Origin of the sequence: Terasakiella sediminum, from assembly GCF_033100395.1 — a bacterium.
GTDB lineage: Bacteria > Pseudomonadota > Alphaproteobacteria > Rhodospirillales > Terasakiellaceae > Terasakiella.
In genome coordinates, this window is the sequence record NZ_JAWLVJ010000003.1 from 153967 (window position 1) to 168047 (window position 14081).

Below are 14081 nucleotides of genomic sequence, written 5' to 3' on the forward strand. Positions count from 1 at the left end.
GATTAATTCGCCTTGCCTTTTTCATCCGGTGTCAAACTTAACGATTTAAGCTTGCGATGCAAGGCTGAGCGTTCCATTCCGACAAAAGAAGCTGTTTTGGAAATATTGCCGCCAAAGCGATTGATTTGGGTATTCAGGTATTCCCGTTCAAAAATTTCCCGAGCATCACGCAGGGGCAGTCCCATAACTTCGCTGCTTTGATCCCATTTTAAACTGTCTGAATCGGTGCTGATGACTTCGCGGGGCAGCATGTCGGCCTTGATGGACTGGCTTGCATCCCCCGGGGCCATAATCAGGACCCGTTCTACAACATTTCTAAGTTCCCGCACATTACCGGGCCATTCATAGGCCTGAAGTGCTGCGATAGCGTCATCGGCAAAGGTGCGTGCGGCATGGCCGAGACTGTCGGCTGTCTTGTTCATAAAATAATCAGCAAGTTCCGGGATGTCTTCGCGATGCGCATTCAGGGATGGTAAATCCAGCGGAACGACGCTTAAACGGTAGAAAAGGTCTTCGCGAAAGCGTCCTTCTGACATTTCTTGGCTCAAATCTTTCGACGTTGCGGCCATGACGCGCACATCGACTTCAACAGATGTATTACCGCCTACACGCTGGAAACGCTGTTCCTGCAGGACGCGTACGATCTTGCCTTGGGTATCCTGTGGCATATCGGCCACTTCATCCAGAAGCAAGGTGCCATTGTGGGCCTGTTCAAAGAAGCCGACCTTGCCGGGGCCACCATTGGCCTCTACGCCAAAAAGTTCACTTTCAACTTTGTCTGCGTCCATGGTGGCGCAGTTCAGGACCACAAAGGGACCACGGGCACGGCGTGACTGGGCATGAAGATGACGTGCGCAAACCTCTTTACCCGACCCTGCCGGGCCATTGATCAGCACACGGGAATTGGATGAGGCCACTTTTTCAACGGCGCTACGCAACTGGTTCATGCGCGAAGATGATCCGATCAATTCACTTTCCACATTGCCACGGCTGCGCAGCTCGGCATTTTCGCGGCGCAGGTCTGCGGTTTCCAACGCGCGTTCAACCGCCATCAAAAGACGATCTGTCTTAAAAGGCTTTTCAATGAAGTCATAGGCCCCGTCATGAAGGGCCTTTACCGCAGTTTCAATGGTGCCATGGCCGCTCATCATCACAACGGGAAGGTCTGGGTGATCTTTTTTCAGCGCTTTTAGAATGCCAAGCCCATCAAGCTTGCTGCCCTGCAGCCAGATATCCAGCAGAACAAGACTTGGGCGGCGTGTGCGTACGCTTTCAAGGGCCTGTTCATCCCCGCCTGCTTCGCGTGTTTCATAGCCTTCATCCTCCAGAATGCCTGCTGTTAACATGCGGATATCAGCTTCATCATCTACAATTAAAATGTCATGCGCCATCAGTTACCAACCTTATTGTTGCGTCCATTGGACTTTTTTCGTTGTCTTTTTGTGATGTGGATTGGGACAATCCATGTTCTTCAAGCTCGCTAAAGCGAAGTTCGACGACCGCGCCACCACCGTCGCGGTCTTTCAGGGCCAGGTGACCCTGATGTTCTTCCATAATCTTTTTGGAAATCGCTAGGCCAAGCCCGGTCCCTTTTGTGCGTGTGGTTACGTAAGGGTCGGTCAGGCGGTCGCGTTGTTCATTGGGGAAGCCTTTGCCTGTATCTTCGATGCAGACAATGATTTCATTATTCTGTTCAGATACCGTCAGGCCAACCTGCCCTATGGGGGCATCAAGGCCTTCTGGCAGTGGGTCTTCCGGGTCCAGGTCATATTTGCCAAAGACGGCTTCTGCGCCATTTTTCACCAGGTTTGTCAGCAAACGCGATACCTGTTGACGGTCGCATAGCAGCGTTAAATCGTTTTCGGGCAAATTCAGGGTATATTCAATGGCGTCTGAGCGGTTCTTTTCCAGAAAGATGATCTCGCCACAGATTTCAGAAATATTTTCCATCTTCAATACCGGGCGAGGCATGCGGGCGAAAGATGAAAATTCATTGACCATTTCGCGCATGTCATCGACCTGGCGGATGATGGTATCTGTGCACATGGAAAATGTCTCCGGGTCATTCTCAATATGTTTCAGATATTTCCGTTTTAGCCGTTCTGCCGACAGTTGGATCGGGGTTAGCGGGTTTTTGATCTCGTGCGCAATCCGACGTGCCACATTGGCCCAGGCTGCACTTCGTTGTGCGCTTTGCAGCTCGGTAATATCGTCAAAGGTCAGAACATAACCGATAATATCTTCATCCACCCATTCTGCGGCAATACTGGCATTGATGATGCGAACCTGGCCATCACGCAGCAGTTTGACTTCGCCTTGTGCCGGGCGTGTTGGCTTGTCGATGGCCTGGGTAAGCAGGTCTTCCAGTTCGGGGACCACTTCTTTTAGATGCAGGCCGATCAGGTCGTTGATTTCAGATTTTAAAAACAGGCCGGAAAAACGGTTGGGCAGATGGATGTGTCCGGCGGTATCCAGACCGATCACGCCTGCGCTGACGCCGTCCAGAACAGTTTCGGTAAAGCGATGACGTTCAGCCAGTTCCCGGTTGGCTTCCACCAGGTCATGGCGCTGACTTTCCAGCTGTTCTGCCATCCGGTTAAAGGCACGGCCCAATAGTCCGATTTCATCTCCGCTGTGGTCTTTATCAACACGGGCCTGCAAATCACCTTGCCGGATACGTTCACTTGCTGCAATCAGATCAGTGATCGGACGGGCCATCTGGTTGGCAAAGGTCATGCCCAGCCAGGCTGCGGCCAGCAAAAGCATCAGCGCGATGATCAGGAAGATCATGATAAAGCTGATGTGAATACCTTCACGGCGTTTTTCCAGTTCAGAATACTGCTGATAGGCTCGTTCCACACGATCAATAGACCCGCTGACTTCTGGGGGGATGAAGCGCCCGATAAACAGGTAGGTATCAATGTAATTTTCAAGTTTCAGAACGGCACGTGCACGATCATTTTGTGGCTCAAAGGTGATGACGACTTCATTTTTTTCTGCACTTTCAAAGACTTCTGGCGAAATTTGGTTGAACGTCAGGCTGAGTGTCAGGGCGGTGCGGGCAAGCACGCGCCCTTGTCTGTCAATCAGCGCAACTTCGGCCAGATTGTTGTCGAGCGCAAGTTTTTGCAGTTCACGTTCCAACGTATATTTGGATCGTGATAGAATGGCCGCATTGCGGTTTAGGATATTTGCAAGACCCAATGCATCAATCTGGATACTGCGTACATGTTCATCGCGATAGGCTTTGGCGACTGTTTGGGATGAACTCAGGGCCGTTGATACCCTTTCATTAAACCAGGACTGCATGCCCAAGTTCAGATATAGCCCGGCAAAGATCGCCACCAGAATGGCAGGTGTAACGGCCAGCAGGCTGAAAAAGATAACCAACTTGGTATGAAGCTTGGTTCCCGCAACGCCCTTGGAGTGTTGGCTGCGCAGTTTTACAATGCGTCGGGCAATCAGCGTACCCAGTAACAACATCAGGACAGCATCAAGGTAAAGCAGGTTCAGGACCAGAGATGGGTTTGACCCTTCCGGGCCGGAGCTGGTCATGGCGACAAATGTGGCAATTCCGGAAAGGATGGTCGCTGCAACAAGCAGGAGAGCAAAGCGTCTGTTTAAGCGATGGCGTTTGATCCAGGTAAGCGTCTTGGATAAACGATCGGCACTTGATGTGGCTGTGGACAAAAAAACTCTCCGCGAATGCCAATTTTACATTTCAAGCGGAGAGTTTAGACCGTCTTGTTGCAAAGATGCAACGCCTGTTGCACTTTTGCCGCTAATTTATTTTCCGGCGTTTTTTGTAATCGGAATATTCAGCTCACGTATCTTTTTACGAAGGGTGTTTCTGTTCAACCCCAAGACTTGTGCAGACTTAATCTGATTGCCGTTGGTTGCTTCCAAAGTCATTGAAATTAAAGGTCTTTCCAGTTCTTTGAGGACACGGTCATAAAGTCCGGCTGGTGGCAGGCTATCACCATGGGCATCAAAGTAAGAACGCAAATGACGTTCTACGGCAGCAGACAGGTTATCCGGATCACTATCGCCACCTGAAGATGCGCTTTGTGCGCTTAATTCAGCCAGTTCTTGCTGGATGACTTCAAGCGTGATGGTTTCTTGCGAATAAAGCGCAGCCAGACGGCGCACGATGTTTTCAAGTTCACGCACGTTGCCGGGCCAGTTATGCTGTTTCAGTCGATCAAGCGCCGGGCCTTCGATGGTTTTCCAGGGCAATCCTTCTTCAGCAACCAGACTGAGGAAGTGGTTGGCCAGTTCGGGGATATCTTCGGTGCGTTCACGCAAGGGGGGCAAGCGGATCGGCACAACATTGAGACGGTAATATAAATCTTCGCGAAACAGTCCCTGGCGGATCAGGCTGCGCAAATCCCGGTGGGTGGCTGCGACGATGCGCACGTTGGCTTTGATAGGTGTGGATCCACCAACGGTGGTGAATTCCCCTTCCTGCAAGACGCGCAACAAACGCGTCTGGGCTTCGGCGGGCATGTCGCCAATTTCATCCAGAAATAGGGTTCCACCTTCAGCTTGTTCAAAGCGGCCGGACTTGCGGTTTGTCGCCCCGGTAAAGGATCCTTTTTCATGACCGAAGAGTTCGCTTTCTATCAGTTCTTTGGGAATAGCAGCCATGTTCAGGGCAACGAAGCTTCCGTTTCGCCGTTTGCCATAATCATGAAGGGCACGGGCCACAAGTTCTTTACCTGTGCCGGACTCCCCGGTGATCATCACTGACAGGTCTGTACCCATCAATCGCGCGAGCGTGCGGTAGATATCCTGCATGGCGGCAGAACGACCGATGAGCGGCAATTCATCTTCCACATGGTCATTGCTGATAGGAGCTGCTTTGCAGGGCTGCGGGGTTTCAAGAGCACGTTTGACGACTGAAAGCAGTTCGTTTAAATCAAACGGTTTGGGCAGATATTCAAAGGCGCCGCGTTCGGTGGCACGCACGGCCGTCATCAAGGTGTTTTGCGCACTCATGACGATGCAGCGTAATTCCGGTCTCAGCTTTTTAATGCGCGGGATAAGGTCCAGGCCATTTTCATCCGGCATGACAACATCGGTGATGACCAGATCGCCCAAACCTTCGCTAACCCATCGCCAGAGGGTGGAGGCATTGCCTGTGACCTGCACGTCATACCCTGCCCGACCCAGGGCCTGGTTTAGAACGGTACGGATGGCGGCGTCGTCATCGGCAACTAAAATAGTGGCGCTCATGATACATCTTCCTTGTTGGTCACGATTGGACCATGCTGTTTTTCTGAATACATCGGTAACATAATGCGAAAGATTGTTTTCTTCTGTTCGCTTTCACATTCAATCAGCCCGCCATGATCGCCAATCATCTTGGCGACCAACGCAAGGCCCAGTCCGCTGCCTTTTGCCTTGGTGGTGACAAAAGGTTCGAACAATTGACTTCTAAGGTCATCCGGGATGCCCGGACCGTTATCCTGAATAGACACCATCAGTGGCAAATGCACCCGGGTGTTTGACCCGGGAACGGCCAGACGTACACCATGTTGGTAAGCGGTGGTCAGGATAATTTCTGCATTGTCTTGCGTTGCGGCTTCGCAGGCATTTTTCACAAGGTTCAGGACTATCTGGATCAGGTTGTCCTTGTTGCCGAAAACCGGGGGTAATGACGGGTCATACTGTTCAATAAACCGGACATTCTTGCCAAAGCCGTTTTGGGCCAGTTGACGCACATGTTCCAGAACCTGGTGGATGTTGACCGCTTCGCGCTTGATTGGACGGCCATCTGAAAAAGATTCCATCCGATCTACAAGGGCGCAGATGCGATCTGTTTCGTCCGTGATCAGACGGGTCAGGCCTTTGTCATCTTCATCCGCTGTGGTTTCCAGCAACTGGGCAGCCCCACGAATACCGGAAAGCGGGTTTTTGATTTCGTGGGCGAGCATGGCGGACATGGCAGTGATTGTGCGCGCGGCAGATCGGTGTTTAAGCTGACGTGCGATCTGATCGGCCAAGGACCGTTTGGTCACGGTCAGGATAATCAGGGATGTATCTTCTACCAGAGGTGAGGCATGCGCATTGACCAGATGTTTGCCCAGACGGGGCGATTCAATGGTAATGCTGTTTTCTGAGACATTGGCCCGATCGTGGCGCGCCTGTGTGATCAGGGCCAGGATGGGGCTGTCATGGGGGATAAATTCATCAATGGCGCGCCCTTTTAAATATTTGGCGCTGGCTTGTAGGAGTTGTTCCCCGCTTGTGTTGACGAACTGCATGGTGCCGTCGGATGCAATCACGAACACGCAAGCAGCAACGGAATTTAAAATCACCTCACCATCAAAGGAAATCGGCTTGTTGGGCATCTCTTAGGCCACCTTTCGTTCGATGTTTTGATTATAGAAGTCGGTAATATGCTGTTTGACGTCGCCCGGCGATTGCAGTTTCATGATCTCGGTTCTGAATTCGGTTGCGCCGTGCATGCCCTTGCAATACCAGCTGAGATGTTTGCGGGCATGGCGCACGCCGACATGTTCCCCGTAATGAGCCAGCATGGCGTCGTAATGTTCTAGCACTACGTCGCGCTGTTCTTCCATGCTGGGCGGATCAATACGTTCCCCGGATTTGAGGTACTGCATAACCTCTTTTAAGAACCAGGGGCGGCCATAAGCGCCACGACCAACCATGACGCCATCCACACCGCTTTGGGCAATCATGGTGTCTACATCTTCAATATTCAGGATATCTCCATTGCCAATGACAGGGATGGAAACGGCTTGTTTGATTGGGGCAATGGCGTTCCAGTCCGCATGCCCGCCATACATTTGATCGCGCGTGCGTCCATGGATGGTGACGCAAGACAAGCCTGTATCTTCTGCCATTTTGGCTAAGGTGACGGCATTTCGGCTTTCATCATCCCAGCCCAGGCGCATTTTAACTGTGACGGGGATGGAGACAGCATCTTTCACCGCCTTCATGATCTCGCCCGCCAGCTTTTCATTGCGCATAAGGGCAGAGCCTGCAAAGGACTTAACGACCTTTTTAACCGGGCAGCCCATATTAATGTCGATAATGTCGGCACCGCGTGCTTCGTTCATGCGCGCAGCTTCGGCCATGACGTCTGGTTCGGTCCCGGCCAATTGCACGGCCATGGGGCTTTCATCTTCACAAGGTGTTGACATTTTCTTGGTTTTTTCGGACGCGCGCAGCATTTCTTTACTGGCGATCATTTCTGAAACCACAAGGCCTGCGCCGAATTTTTTAACCAGTTTTCGAAAGGGCATATCTGTCACGCCCGACATGGGGGCCAGGATTACGGGGCTTTCTAAAGTGATGGGTCCGATCTGCATTGACTGTTTTTTCATCAAAATAATTCCATGCCTAAGTTATAGGCATTTTTGAAAAGTGATGCAAAACAAAAAAAGCGTTTCCAATCAGAAAACGCCAAAAATTAGGCAAAGTTGTTTTATGGTCAAAATATGCGCAATAATCGGAGCGCGTTTAGGCCATCATGACGTCGGTGACAAACTTTACGCCAAGGAATCCAAGGCTCAGCAGCAGATAAGCCACAAGCACGATCCGGGCGGCTTTACGACCCCGCACACCGCTTTGATACTGTGCCCACAACAATCCGGCAATGGCAACAAAGGCACCGATGGAGAAAAGCGATTTGTGATCTGCGATCAGCAAATGTCCGGTTTCCATCATGGAAACACCCATACCCGATAGAATATCCAGCCCCAAAATGACTTCGCAGGCGATCAGCAGGCGCACCAGCAGGCTTTCGCTGTCGATGACAGAGGGCAGCATGCGGGTCAGTTTGGTTGGGCGTTTGCGTTTTAAGGCGCGTTCCACCAAAAAGGCGCTGAGTGCGGCCACGGCAGCGATGGTGGCGAGCGCGTAAGTGAAGACTGAGATCGCAATATGGAACATGATCCAGTTGTTCAGCGCGCCTTCTCCTTCAATCACATGACCGGGGAAGGCTTGCCACAGCATGGCCCACAGGCCCATGGCAGCCAGATACGGCATCAACAAAGGTGTTAAACGCCAGGCCAGACGGTTTATTCCGCAGGTGATGGTGAAGCTGATAATACTGGCGGAGATGGTCACCCAGATGGCCAGAGACAGCGACGTGCGCCATTCCCCGGACAATTGGGCGAGTGTCCAGCTGATGGTTCCGGCAATGGCAACGGCTATCAAGGACCAGAAGGTTCCCCCCTGCCCTTTGGGTTCTTTAAAGAAATAGAGCGCTGGCAAAGCCAGTGACAAAACCGCGCTGAAACTGAAAACCATGGACTGTATCATCATGGCAAGTATCTAGCCTTATGTGGCGCAGGGATGCAATAGCTATTGTCTCTTAAGGGGATGATGGGTATGAAGAACTTATGAAATCTATTTATGCCATCATCGTTGCAGCCGGGCGTGGACGACGCTTTGGCGGGGATTTGCCTAAGCAATATTGTCAATTGGGCAATCATTCTGTTTTGCGCCATACGGTGCAGACTTTTTTGTCTCATCCAAAAATTAGGGATGTCCGGGTGTTGATTCATCCAGATGATCAGGATTTATACGAATCGGCTGTGGCTGGATTGACGCTTTTAGCACCTGCTTTTGGCGGGGCGACACGGCAAGATTCAGTCTGTAACGGTCTGGAAAGTTTGGCTGATTTTGCCCCGGGCCTGGTGCTGATCCATGATGCAGCGCGTCCGTTTGTCAGCGCCGAGGTGATTGATCGGGTGATTGAGGCAACAGACGATGGCGTCGGGGTTATTCCCGCCCTGCCCGTTGCTGATACCATAAAACGTGAAGAAAACGGCCTGTGTGGTGAAACTGTGGATCGCAGCAATTTGTGGCGCGCACAGACCCCGCAGGGCTTTATGTTTTCAGATATTTATCCGGCACACCAACAGCTTAAGGGTAAGGAGTTGACGGATGATGCTGCTTTGCTGGAAGCGGTGGGCAAGTCCGTTCGTTTTGTGATGGGGAACGCTGATAATTTTAAGATAACGACTCAGGAAGACCTGTTTCAGGGCCAAAGGATTGTTGAAACAATGACGGAATTTCGCACAGGTTCAGGCTTTGATGTTCACCGCTTCTGTGAAGGTGATCATGTGACATTGTGTGGCGTGAAAGTCCCACATAATGAAGGGCTTAAAGGACATTCTGATGCGGATGTGGCACTTCATGCCTTGACGGACGCAATCATGGGGGCAATTGGCGCCGGGGATATCGGCAGTCATTTTCCCCCGAGTGACGCGCAATGGAAAGGTGCCTCATCTGATCGCTTTTTAAACAAAGCTTGTGATCTGGTGGCGGAAAAAGGCGGAATACTGGTGAATGTTGATCTGACGATTATCTGTGAACGCCCAAAAATCGGCCCGCACCGGGATGCTATGCGTCAGAAAATCGCAGAAATTGCGGGAATTGAGGTGGATCGTGTCAGTGTGAAGGGCACGACGACGGAAAAATTAGGTTTTACAGGCCGTGGTGAGGGGATTGCGGCACAGGCTGTTGTTAGTGTGAAGTTATAATTTCTGTTCCCCGGCGAAGGCAGGGGCCTTTTAGAAGAAGTGCAATGGCGTTAAAGAGGTCCCGGCCTGCGCCGGAACACAGTCAGGTTTTGCCAGTCATTCTTGCTGATTTACGTAACGGTATCGAAACGTAATCGGTCAAAAAACACCCCTATTTTCGGCATTCATCGGTGATCCATTTCAGGAAACCTTCGTTGCCATTTTCGATGTTCGTTGTGATGATTGCCGGGCAATCATAGCTATGAATTTCTTTTATGCGGGTGACGATTCTATCGACATTTTCGCGGGTGGCTTTGGCAAAAAAGGCCGTTTCCGTATCTTCCTGAACTTCATCGTTCCACCAATATAAGGATTGGATGGTGGGCAGAATATTGACGCAGGCGACAAGACGTTCCTGTACCAGAGTGCGGCCAATTGCGCGCGCTTCTGCTTCGTTTGCGCATGTGGCGTAAAGAAGTACCGTTTCCATTGAAGTCTCCGCTATCTCAGGCGATCAGCCTGCCGTTTCATGGTCGTTATGTATAAAACTTGGCGTTTTTCCATTTTCACATTACCCTTTTAAAATCCCTGACGTAATCAAAATGAGATTGCTATGACAGAGAAGATTGAAAAAGAGGATGACGGCCATGATGGTCAAAAACCATCAGCAGCGCAACGCAAATGGCTGGAACGGGGCCTCACACAGGCAGGGGGCAAGCTGCCCTTGTTTGATGAGTATGGTCAGCAGATAAATAGTCAGACGGTAAAAAGCTGCATCCGAAATGGATGGGCCGAACCTTGGTTTGCAAACCCCTTGAAACCGGACTGGCTGGTGTGCAAGTTAACCGAACTGGGACGTGAGGTGATTTCGTCCTGAAATGCAATTTTTGTGGTGAAATATTATTATCAACATTTGGTTTGTGTTAATAAATTTTTGATTTGCCATCAGATTATTTTCGCCTCATTAATTCGAAATCGATTCAATTTTATCTAATTTTGAATCTTTTAACTGCAATCGAAGTTTTTTAGATAAAATGCGAGAGATTTATGTCTGACTCCCCTGCCCCAAAGACCGTTTATGTCTGCACAAACCGCCGTTTCGGGGTGGATAGCCCGTCTTGTGCCATGCGTGGCAGTGAGAAAACCCTGGACCTTTTAAAGCAGGAAGTCGCCAAGCGGGGTCTGACGTATCCTATTGAAAAATTTATATGTTTGGGGCAATGCACTTTTGGCCCGGCGATCCGAATTGCGCCAGGTGGTGAGTTTTTCCTAGAGGCGAAGCCTGCCAAAATTGATGAAATTATGGATTGGCTGGAAAAAGAAATGGAAGAAGCTTAATCGTCATCTTCCAGCGACATAAAAGCAGACTTGAAATGCCGGGCGAAACTTTCTGCCGGTTCCGGTTTGGATAACAGATAGCCTTGCAGGATGGAACAGCCGCCTTCATTGAGGAATTCGGCCTGTTTTTTGGTTTCCACCCCTTCGGCAACGGACTGCATGCCCAGGCTCTGGCTCATGTTAATGATGGTGGAAACCAGCTGACGATTGCCTTTTTCCTGAAACATCTCGTGAATGAAGCTCTGATCGATTTTTAAGTGGTCAATCGGTAGTTTGCGCAGGTATGCGAGATTGGAATAGCCTGTGCCAAAATCATCAATGGCAATGCGAACTCCAATGTTTTTAAGGGCGTAGAGGTTGGTACGCACCAGTTCCGGCTGATTGATGAAGGAGCCTTCGGTGATTTCAATTTCCAGACAGGCGCCGCTGATATCGTACTTTTTCAGGGTTTCTTCCACCAGTTTGGGGAAGCTTGTGTCTGTGATCTGTTCCGGTGAAATATTGATGGCAATGATGATGGGTGGATGATTTTGCATCTGCCATTCTTTTAATTGTGCGCAGGCCTGATCCAGCACCCATTCCCCGATCTGGATATTCATGCCGATCTCCTCAGCAATCGGGATGAATTCTGCCGGGCCAATCTCCCCAATTTCATCGTTATGCCAGCGTAGCAGGGCTTCTGCGGCGATTAAGGTACCGTCCTGCGCTTTGGCCTGGGGTTGGAAATAAAGCTGAAATTCGTTGTTTTTAATGGCGCCGCGCAAGGCTGATTCGACAGTCAGTTGCCGCATCCCCAGTTCGGTGAAAGATGGATTAAACAGGTTAAAGGTGCTGCGCCCTTCATCCTTGGATCGATACATGGCTGCATCGGCGTTTTTGATCAGAATTTCGGCCTTTTCCCCATCATCAGGGAAGATGCTGAGCCCCAGGCTGGAGGTCACAAATAGTTTTTTGTCATCAATTACAAAGGGTTGAGAGAAGGATTCAACGATCCGGTCAGCAACTTTTGTCACTTCTTCAATAGAGGCAATATCCGGGAACATCAGGATAAATTCATCCCCGCCCAGGCGTGCGACTGTATCTTCGCCGCGAGTACAGTGGACCAGACGTTCAGCAGCTTCGACCAGAAGCGCATCGCCCGTATTGTGGCCAAGGGTGTCGTTGATTTTTTTAAAATGATCGAGATCGACAAACATAACCGCCAGACGTTCATCATGACGCTTGGCGCGCGCAATGGCCATTTGCAGGCGATCCCCAAACAGGCGGCGGTTGGGAAGCTTTGTCAGTTCATCAAAATAGGCCAGACGGCGGATTTCATTTTCCTGGCTTTTGCGTTCTGAAATATCGCAGAAAATACCGGCATATTGGTAAATCTCACCCTGATCGTTTTTAATCGCGGTGATGGTAAGCCATTCAGGATAAAGTTCGCCATTTTTGCGTCGGTTCCAAATCTCGCCCTGCCAATAGCCGTCTTCGGACAGTTTAGACCACATATCGCTGTAATAATCGTCACCATGGCGGCCGGATTTCAGCAAGGTCGGTGTCTTGCCGATGGCTTCGTCTGCGCTATAGCCCGTTACTTCGGTGAAGGTCGGGTTTACATATTCGATCTTGCCTTGCTGATTGACGATGATGATCCCGTCAAGGGAGGCTTCGATGATCTTGTGAGCCAGATGCAGGCTGTTTTGCGACTGGATCAACGCATGGGAGCGTTCTTCCAGAATTGTATTGATGCGCCGGACATATTCAAACTGCAGGCTGGACAGAATGCTGGAAAAGCTGATCAGGCCAATGACTTCGCCTTTGTCGTTGTGGACGCCCAGATGGCGAAACCCGGTGTGGATCAGCCTGTGACGGGCTTCCAAAAGGTTTGCGCTGTTCGCAATGGTTGCCAGTGGTCTGGATGCTGCGTCCCCCATCGTGGTCGGGAAATGTTTTTGCGATACAAAGCGGGTGATGTCTTTTTCAGTGACAATGCCATAACTGTGATCGGGGAAAAATACGCAGACGGCGGCCTGTGGCGCGTTCTGGATGTTGAGGATGGCATCTATAAAGGGGGTGTCTGCATTAACAACAGGGGCCGTCATGGTGATGGTCTGGCCGACGGTTTTAAGCGTCAGATAATATTCTTCCCCATGTTTCAGGATCACATCTGTCTGAGTGATGATGCCAATGGGCGTGCTGTCGCCATCCACGACCAGCAAGTGGCGGACTTTTTCTTCCTTAAACCGCACAGCGGCTGCGCCAATGGAAATATCATCGCGGATGCTTTTGACCGGGGAGGTCATAAAATCGCGGACCGGGCGATCAAAGATCGCCAGGTTTGAAACGTCTAATTGCAAACTGTCGCGTTCTGTCCAGATGCCGATTGGCACGCCATTCTCAACCACAAGGATCGAACTGCAGCCTTTCATTTGCATGGAATGGGCGCAGGTCGAAATGGTATCAGTGGGCGAACAAGTCAGTAAATTCGGGTTTACTATACTTTTTACAGCTTGGTTAACTTGGCTCATTTCCGCGATCTTTATGTGTTATTGCACACACAATATCACGTAAATATCCTTAAGGGATAGTTACCATAACGTATTCACACAAAAGGATGAATTACTCCACGGTGCAGACTTCGTCAAAAGCTGGGCGTGGGTTTCTGTCATATAATCCAGCCTTGTCACCATAGCCAATATTACACAGGAAGTTAGACTTGAATTTGGAACCACTATAGAAAATTTCATCTAATTTCTGATTGTCAAATCCGGACATGGGACCGCAATCTAGTCCCAAAGAACGGCACGCAATCATGAAATAAGCACCCTGCAATGTACCATTTCTGAAGGCTGTTTCTTCGGCCAGATCGGGGGATGCTTCAAACATATCGGCCGCTCCGGGGAAGGACGGGAACAGGCGCGGCATATTGACGTAAAATTCCGGATCAATGGAAATGATCGCACAGACCGGGGCCTGCATGGTTTTTTCGATATTGCCTTCTGATAGGCATGGCTTCAGTTTTTCTTTGGCCGCTTTGGATTTCAAAAAGGTGACGCGCGTTGGGTTGCAATTCATGCTGGTTGGGGCCCAGCGGGCCGTTTCCCAGGCCTGTGCCAGCAGTTCGTCCGGCACGTTCTTATCCTGCCACGCATTGTGTGTGCGGGCTTCAAAAAACAATTGATTAAGGGCGTCCTGGGAAATGGCATTAGACATGGGGTATTATCCTGTTTCTGATTGGTTTTGCAGCAGAATAATCTCCCC

Annotated in this window: 12 protein-coding genes; 3 read left to right on the forward strand and 9 right to left on the reverse strand. The window is 50.4% G+C overall.

Annotated elements, in window-relative coordinates; all coding sequences use genetic code 11:
• Positions 1 to 2: 2 nt before the first annotated feature.
• The 6 genes from ntrX to RYZ26_RS03300 form a co-directional block, all read right to left on the reverse strand.
• Positions 3 to 1391 carry a nitrogen assimilation response regulator NtrX gene (ntrX, locus tag RYZ26_RS03275; RefSeq protein WP_317681723.1) on the reverse strand — a complete coding sequence of 463 codons (1389 nt, stop codon included), beginning with the start codon at positions 1389 to 1391 and terminating at the stop codon, positions 3 to 5.
• A complete protein-coding gene (locus RYZ26_RS03280; protein WP_317681724.1) occupies positions 1381 to 3690 on the reverse strand; it encodes a sensor histidine kinase NtrY-like in 2310 nt (769 codons plus the stop codon). Before RYZ26_RS03280 ends, ntrX begins: the two co-directional genes overlap by 11 nt.
• Positions 3691 to 3786: 96 nt before the next feature.
• On the reverse strand, positions 3787 to 5235 hold the full coding sequence (gene ntrC / locus RYZ26_RS03285) for a nitrogen regulation protein NR(I) (protein WP_317681725.1): 1449 nt from the start codon (positions 5233 to 5235) through the stop codon (positions 3787 to 3789).
• Positions 5232 to 6353: a two-component system sensor histidine kinase NtrB gene (locus tag RYZ26_RS03290; RefSeq protein ID WP_317681726.1), complete on the reverse strand. Its 1122-nt coding sequence runs from the start codon at positions 6351 to 6353 to the stop codon at positions 5232 to 5234. Before RYZ26_RS03290 ends, ntrC begins: the two co-directional genes overlap by 4 nt.
• Positions 6354 to 6356: 3 nt before the next feature.
• Positions 6357 to 7352, reverse strand: a complete 996-nt coding sequence (gene dusB / locus RYZ26_RS03295; RefSeq protein WP_317681727.1) for a tRNA dihydrouridine synthase DusB — start codon at positions 7350 to 7352, stop codon at positions 6357 to 6359.
• 136 nt (positions 7353 to 7488) lie between these two features.
• Positions 7489 to 8295 carry a cytochrome C assembly family protein gene (locus tag RYZ26_RS03300; RefSeq protein WP_317681728.1) on the reverse strand — a complete coding sequence of 269 codons (807 nt, stop codon included), beginning with the start codon at positions 8293 to 8295 and terminating at the stop codon, positions 7489 to 7491.
• 77 nt (positions 8296 to 8372) lie between these two features.
• Here RYZ26_RS03300 and RYZ26_RS03305 point away from each other — a divergent pair, with 77 nt between their 5' ends.
• A complete protein-coding gene (locus tag RYZ26_RS03305; RefSeq protein WP_317681729.1) occupies positions 8373 to 9518 on the forward strand; it encodes a bifunctional 2-C-methyl-D-erythritol 4-phosphate cytidylyltransferase/2-C-methyl-D-erythritol 2,4-cyclodiphosphate synthase in 1146 nt (381 codons plus the stop codon).
• A 151-nt stretch (positions 9519 to 9669) separates the two neighbouring features.
• Here the strand turns inward: RYZ26_RS03305 and cutA are convergent, their stop codons facing one another.
• Complete coding sequence (gene cutA, locus RYZ26_RS03310; protein ID WP_317681730.1) at positions 9670 to 9987, reverse strand: divalent-cation tolerance protein CutA; 318 nt, start codon at positions 9985 to 9987, stop codon at positions 9670 to 9672.
• Positions 9988 to 10110: 123 nt separating this feature from the next.
• On the opposite strand from cutA, the gene RYZ26_RS03315 reads away from it, so the two are divergent.
• The gene (locus RYZ26_RS03315) at positions 10111 to 10374 is read left to right on the forward strand and encodes a hypothetical protein (RefSeq protein WP_317681731.1); all 264 of its coding nucleotides are present in this window, start codon (positions 10111 to 10113) and stop codon (positions 10372 to 10374) included.
• Between the two features lie 170 nt (positions 10375 to 10544).
• Entirely contained in the window at positions 10545 to 10835 is a 291-nt protein-coding gene (locus RYZ26_RS03320) for a (2Fe-2S) ferredoxin domain-containing protein (protein WP_317681732.1), read from the forward strand.
• Here the strand turns inward: RYZ26_RS03320 and RYZ26_RS03325 are convergent.
• A complete protein-coding gene (locus RYZ26_RS03325) occupies positions 10832 to 13348 on the reverse strand; it encodes an EAL domain-containing protein (RefSeq protein WP_317681733.1) in 2517 nt (838 codons plus the stop codon). The genes RYZ26_RS03320 and RYZ26_RS03325 overlap by 4 nt on opposite strands.
• Positions 13349 to 13439: 91 nt before the next feature.
• The gene (locus tag RYZ26_RS03330) at positions 13440 to 14033 is read right to left on the reverse strand and encodes a malonic semialdehyde reductase (protein WP_317681734.1); all 594 of its coding nucleotides are present in this window, start codon (positions 14031 to 14033) and stop codon (positions 13440 to 13442) included.
• Between the last annotated feature and the right edge of the window lie 48 nt (positions 14034 to 14081).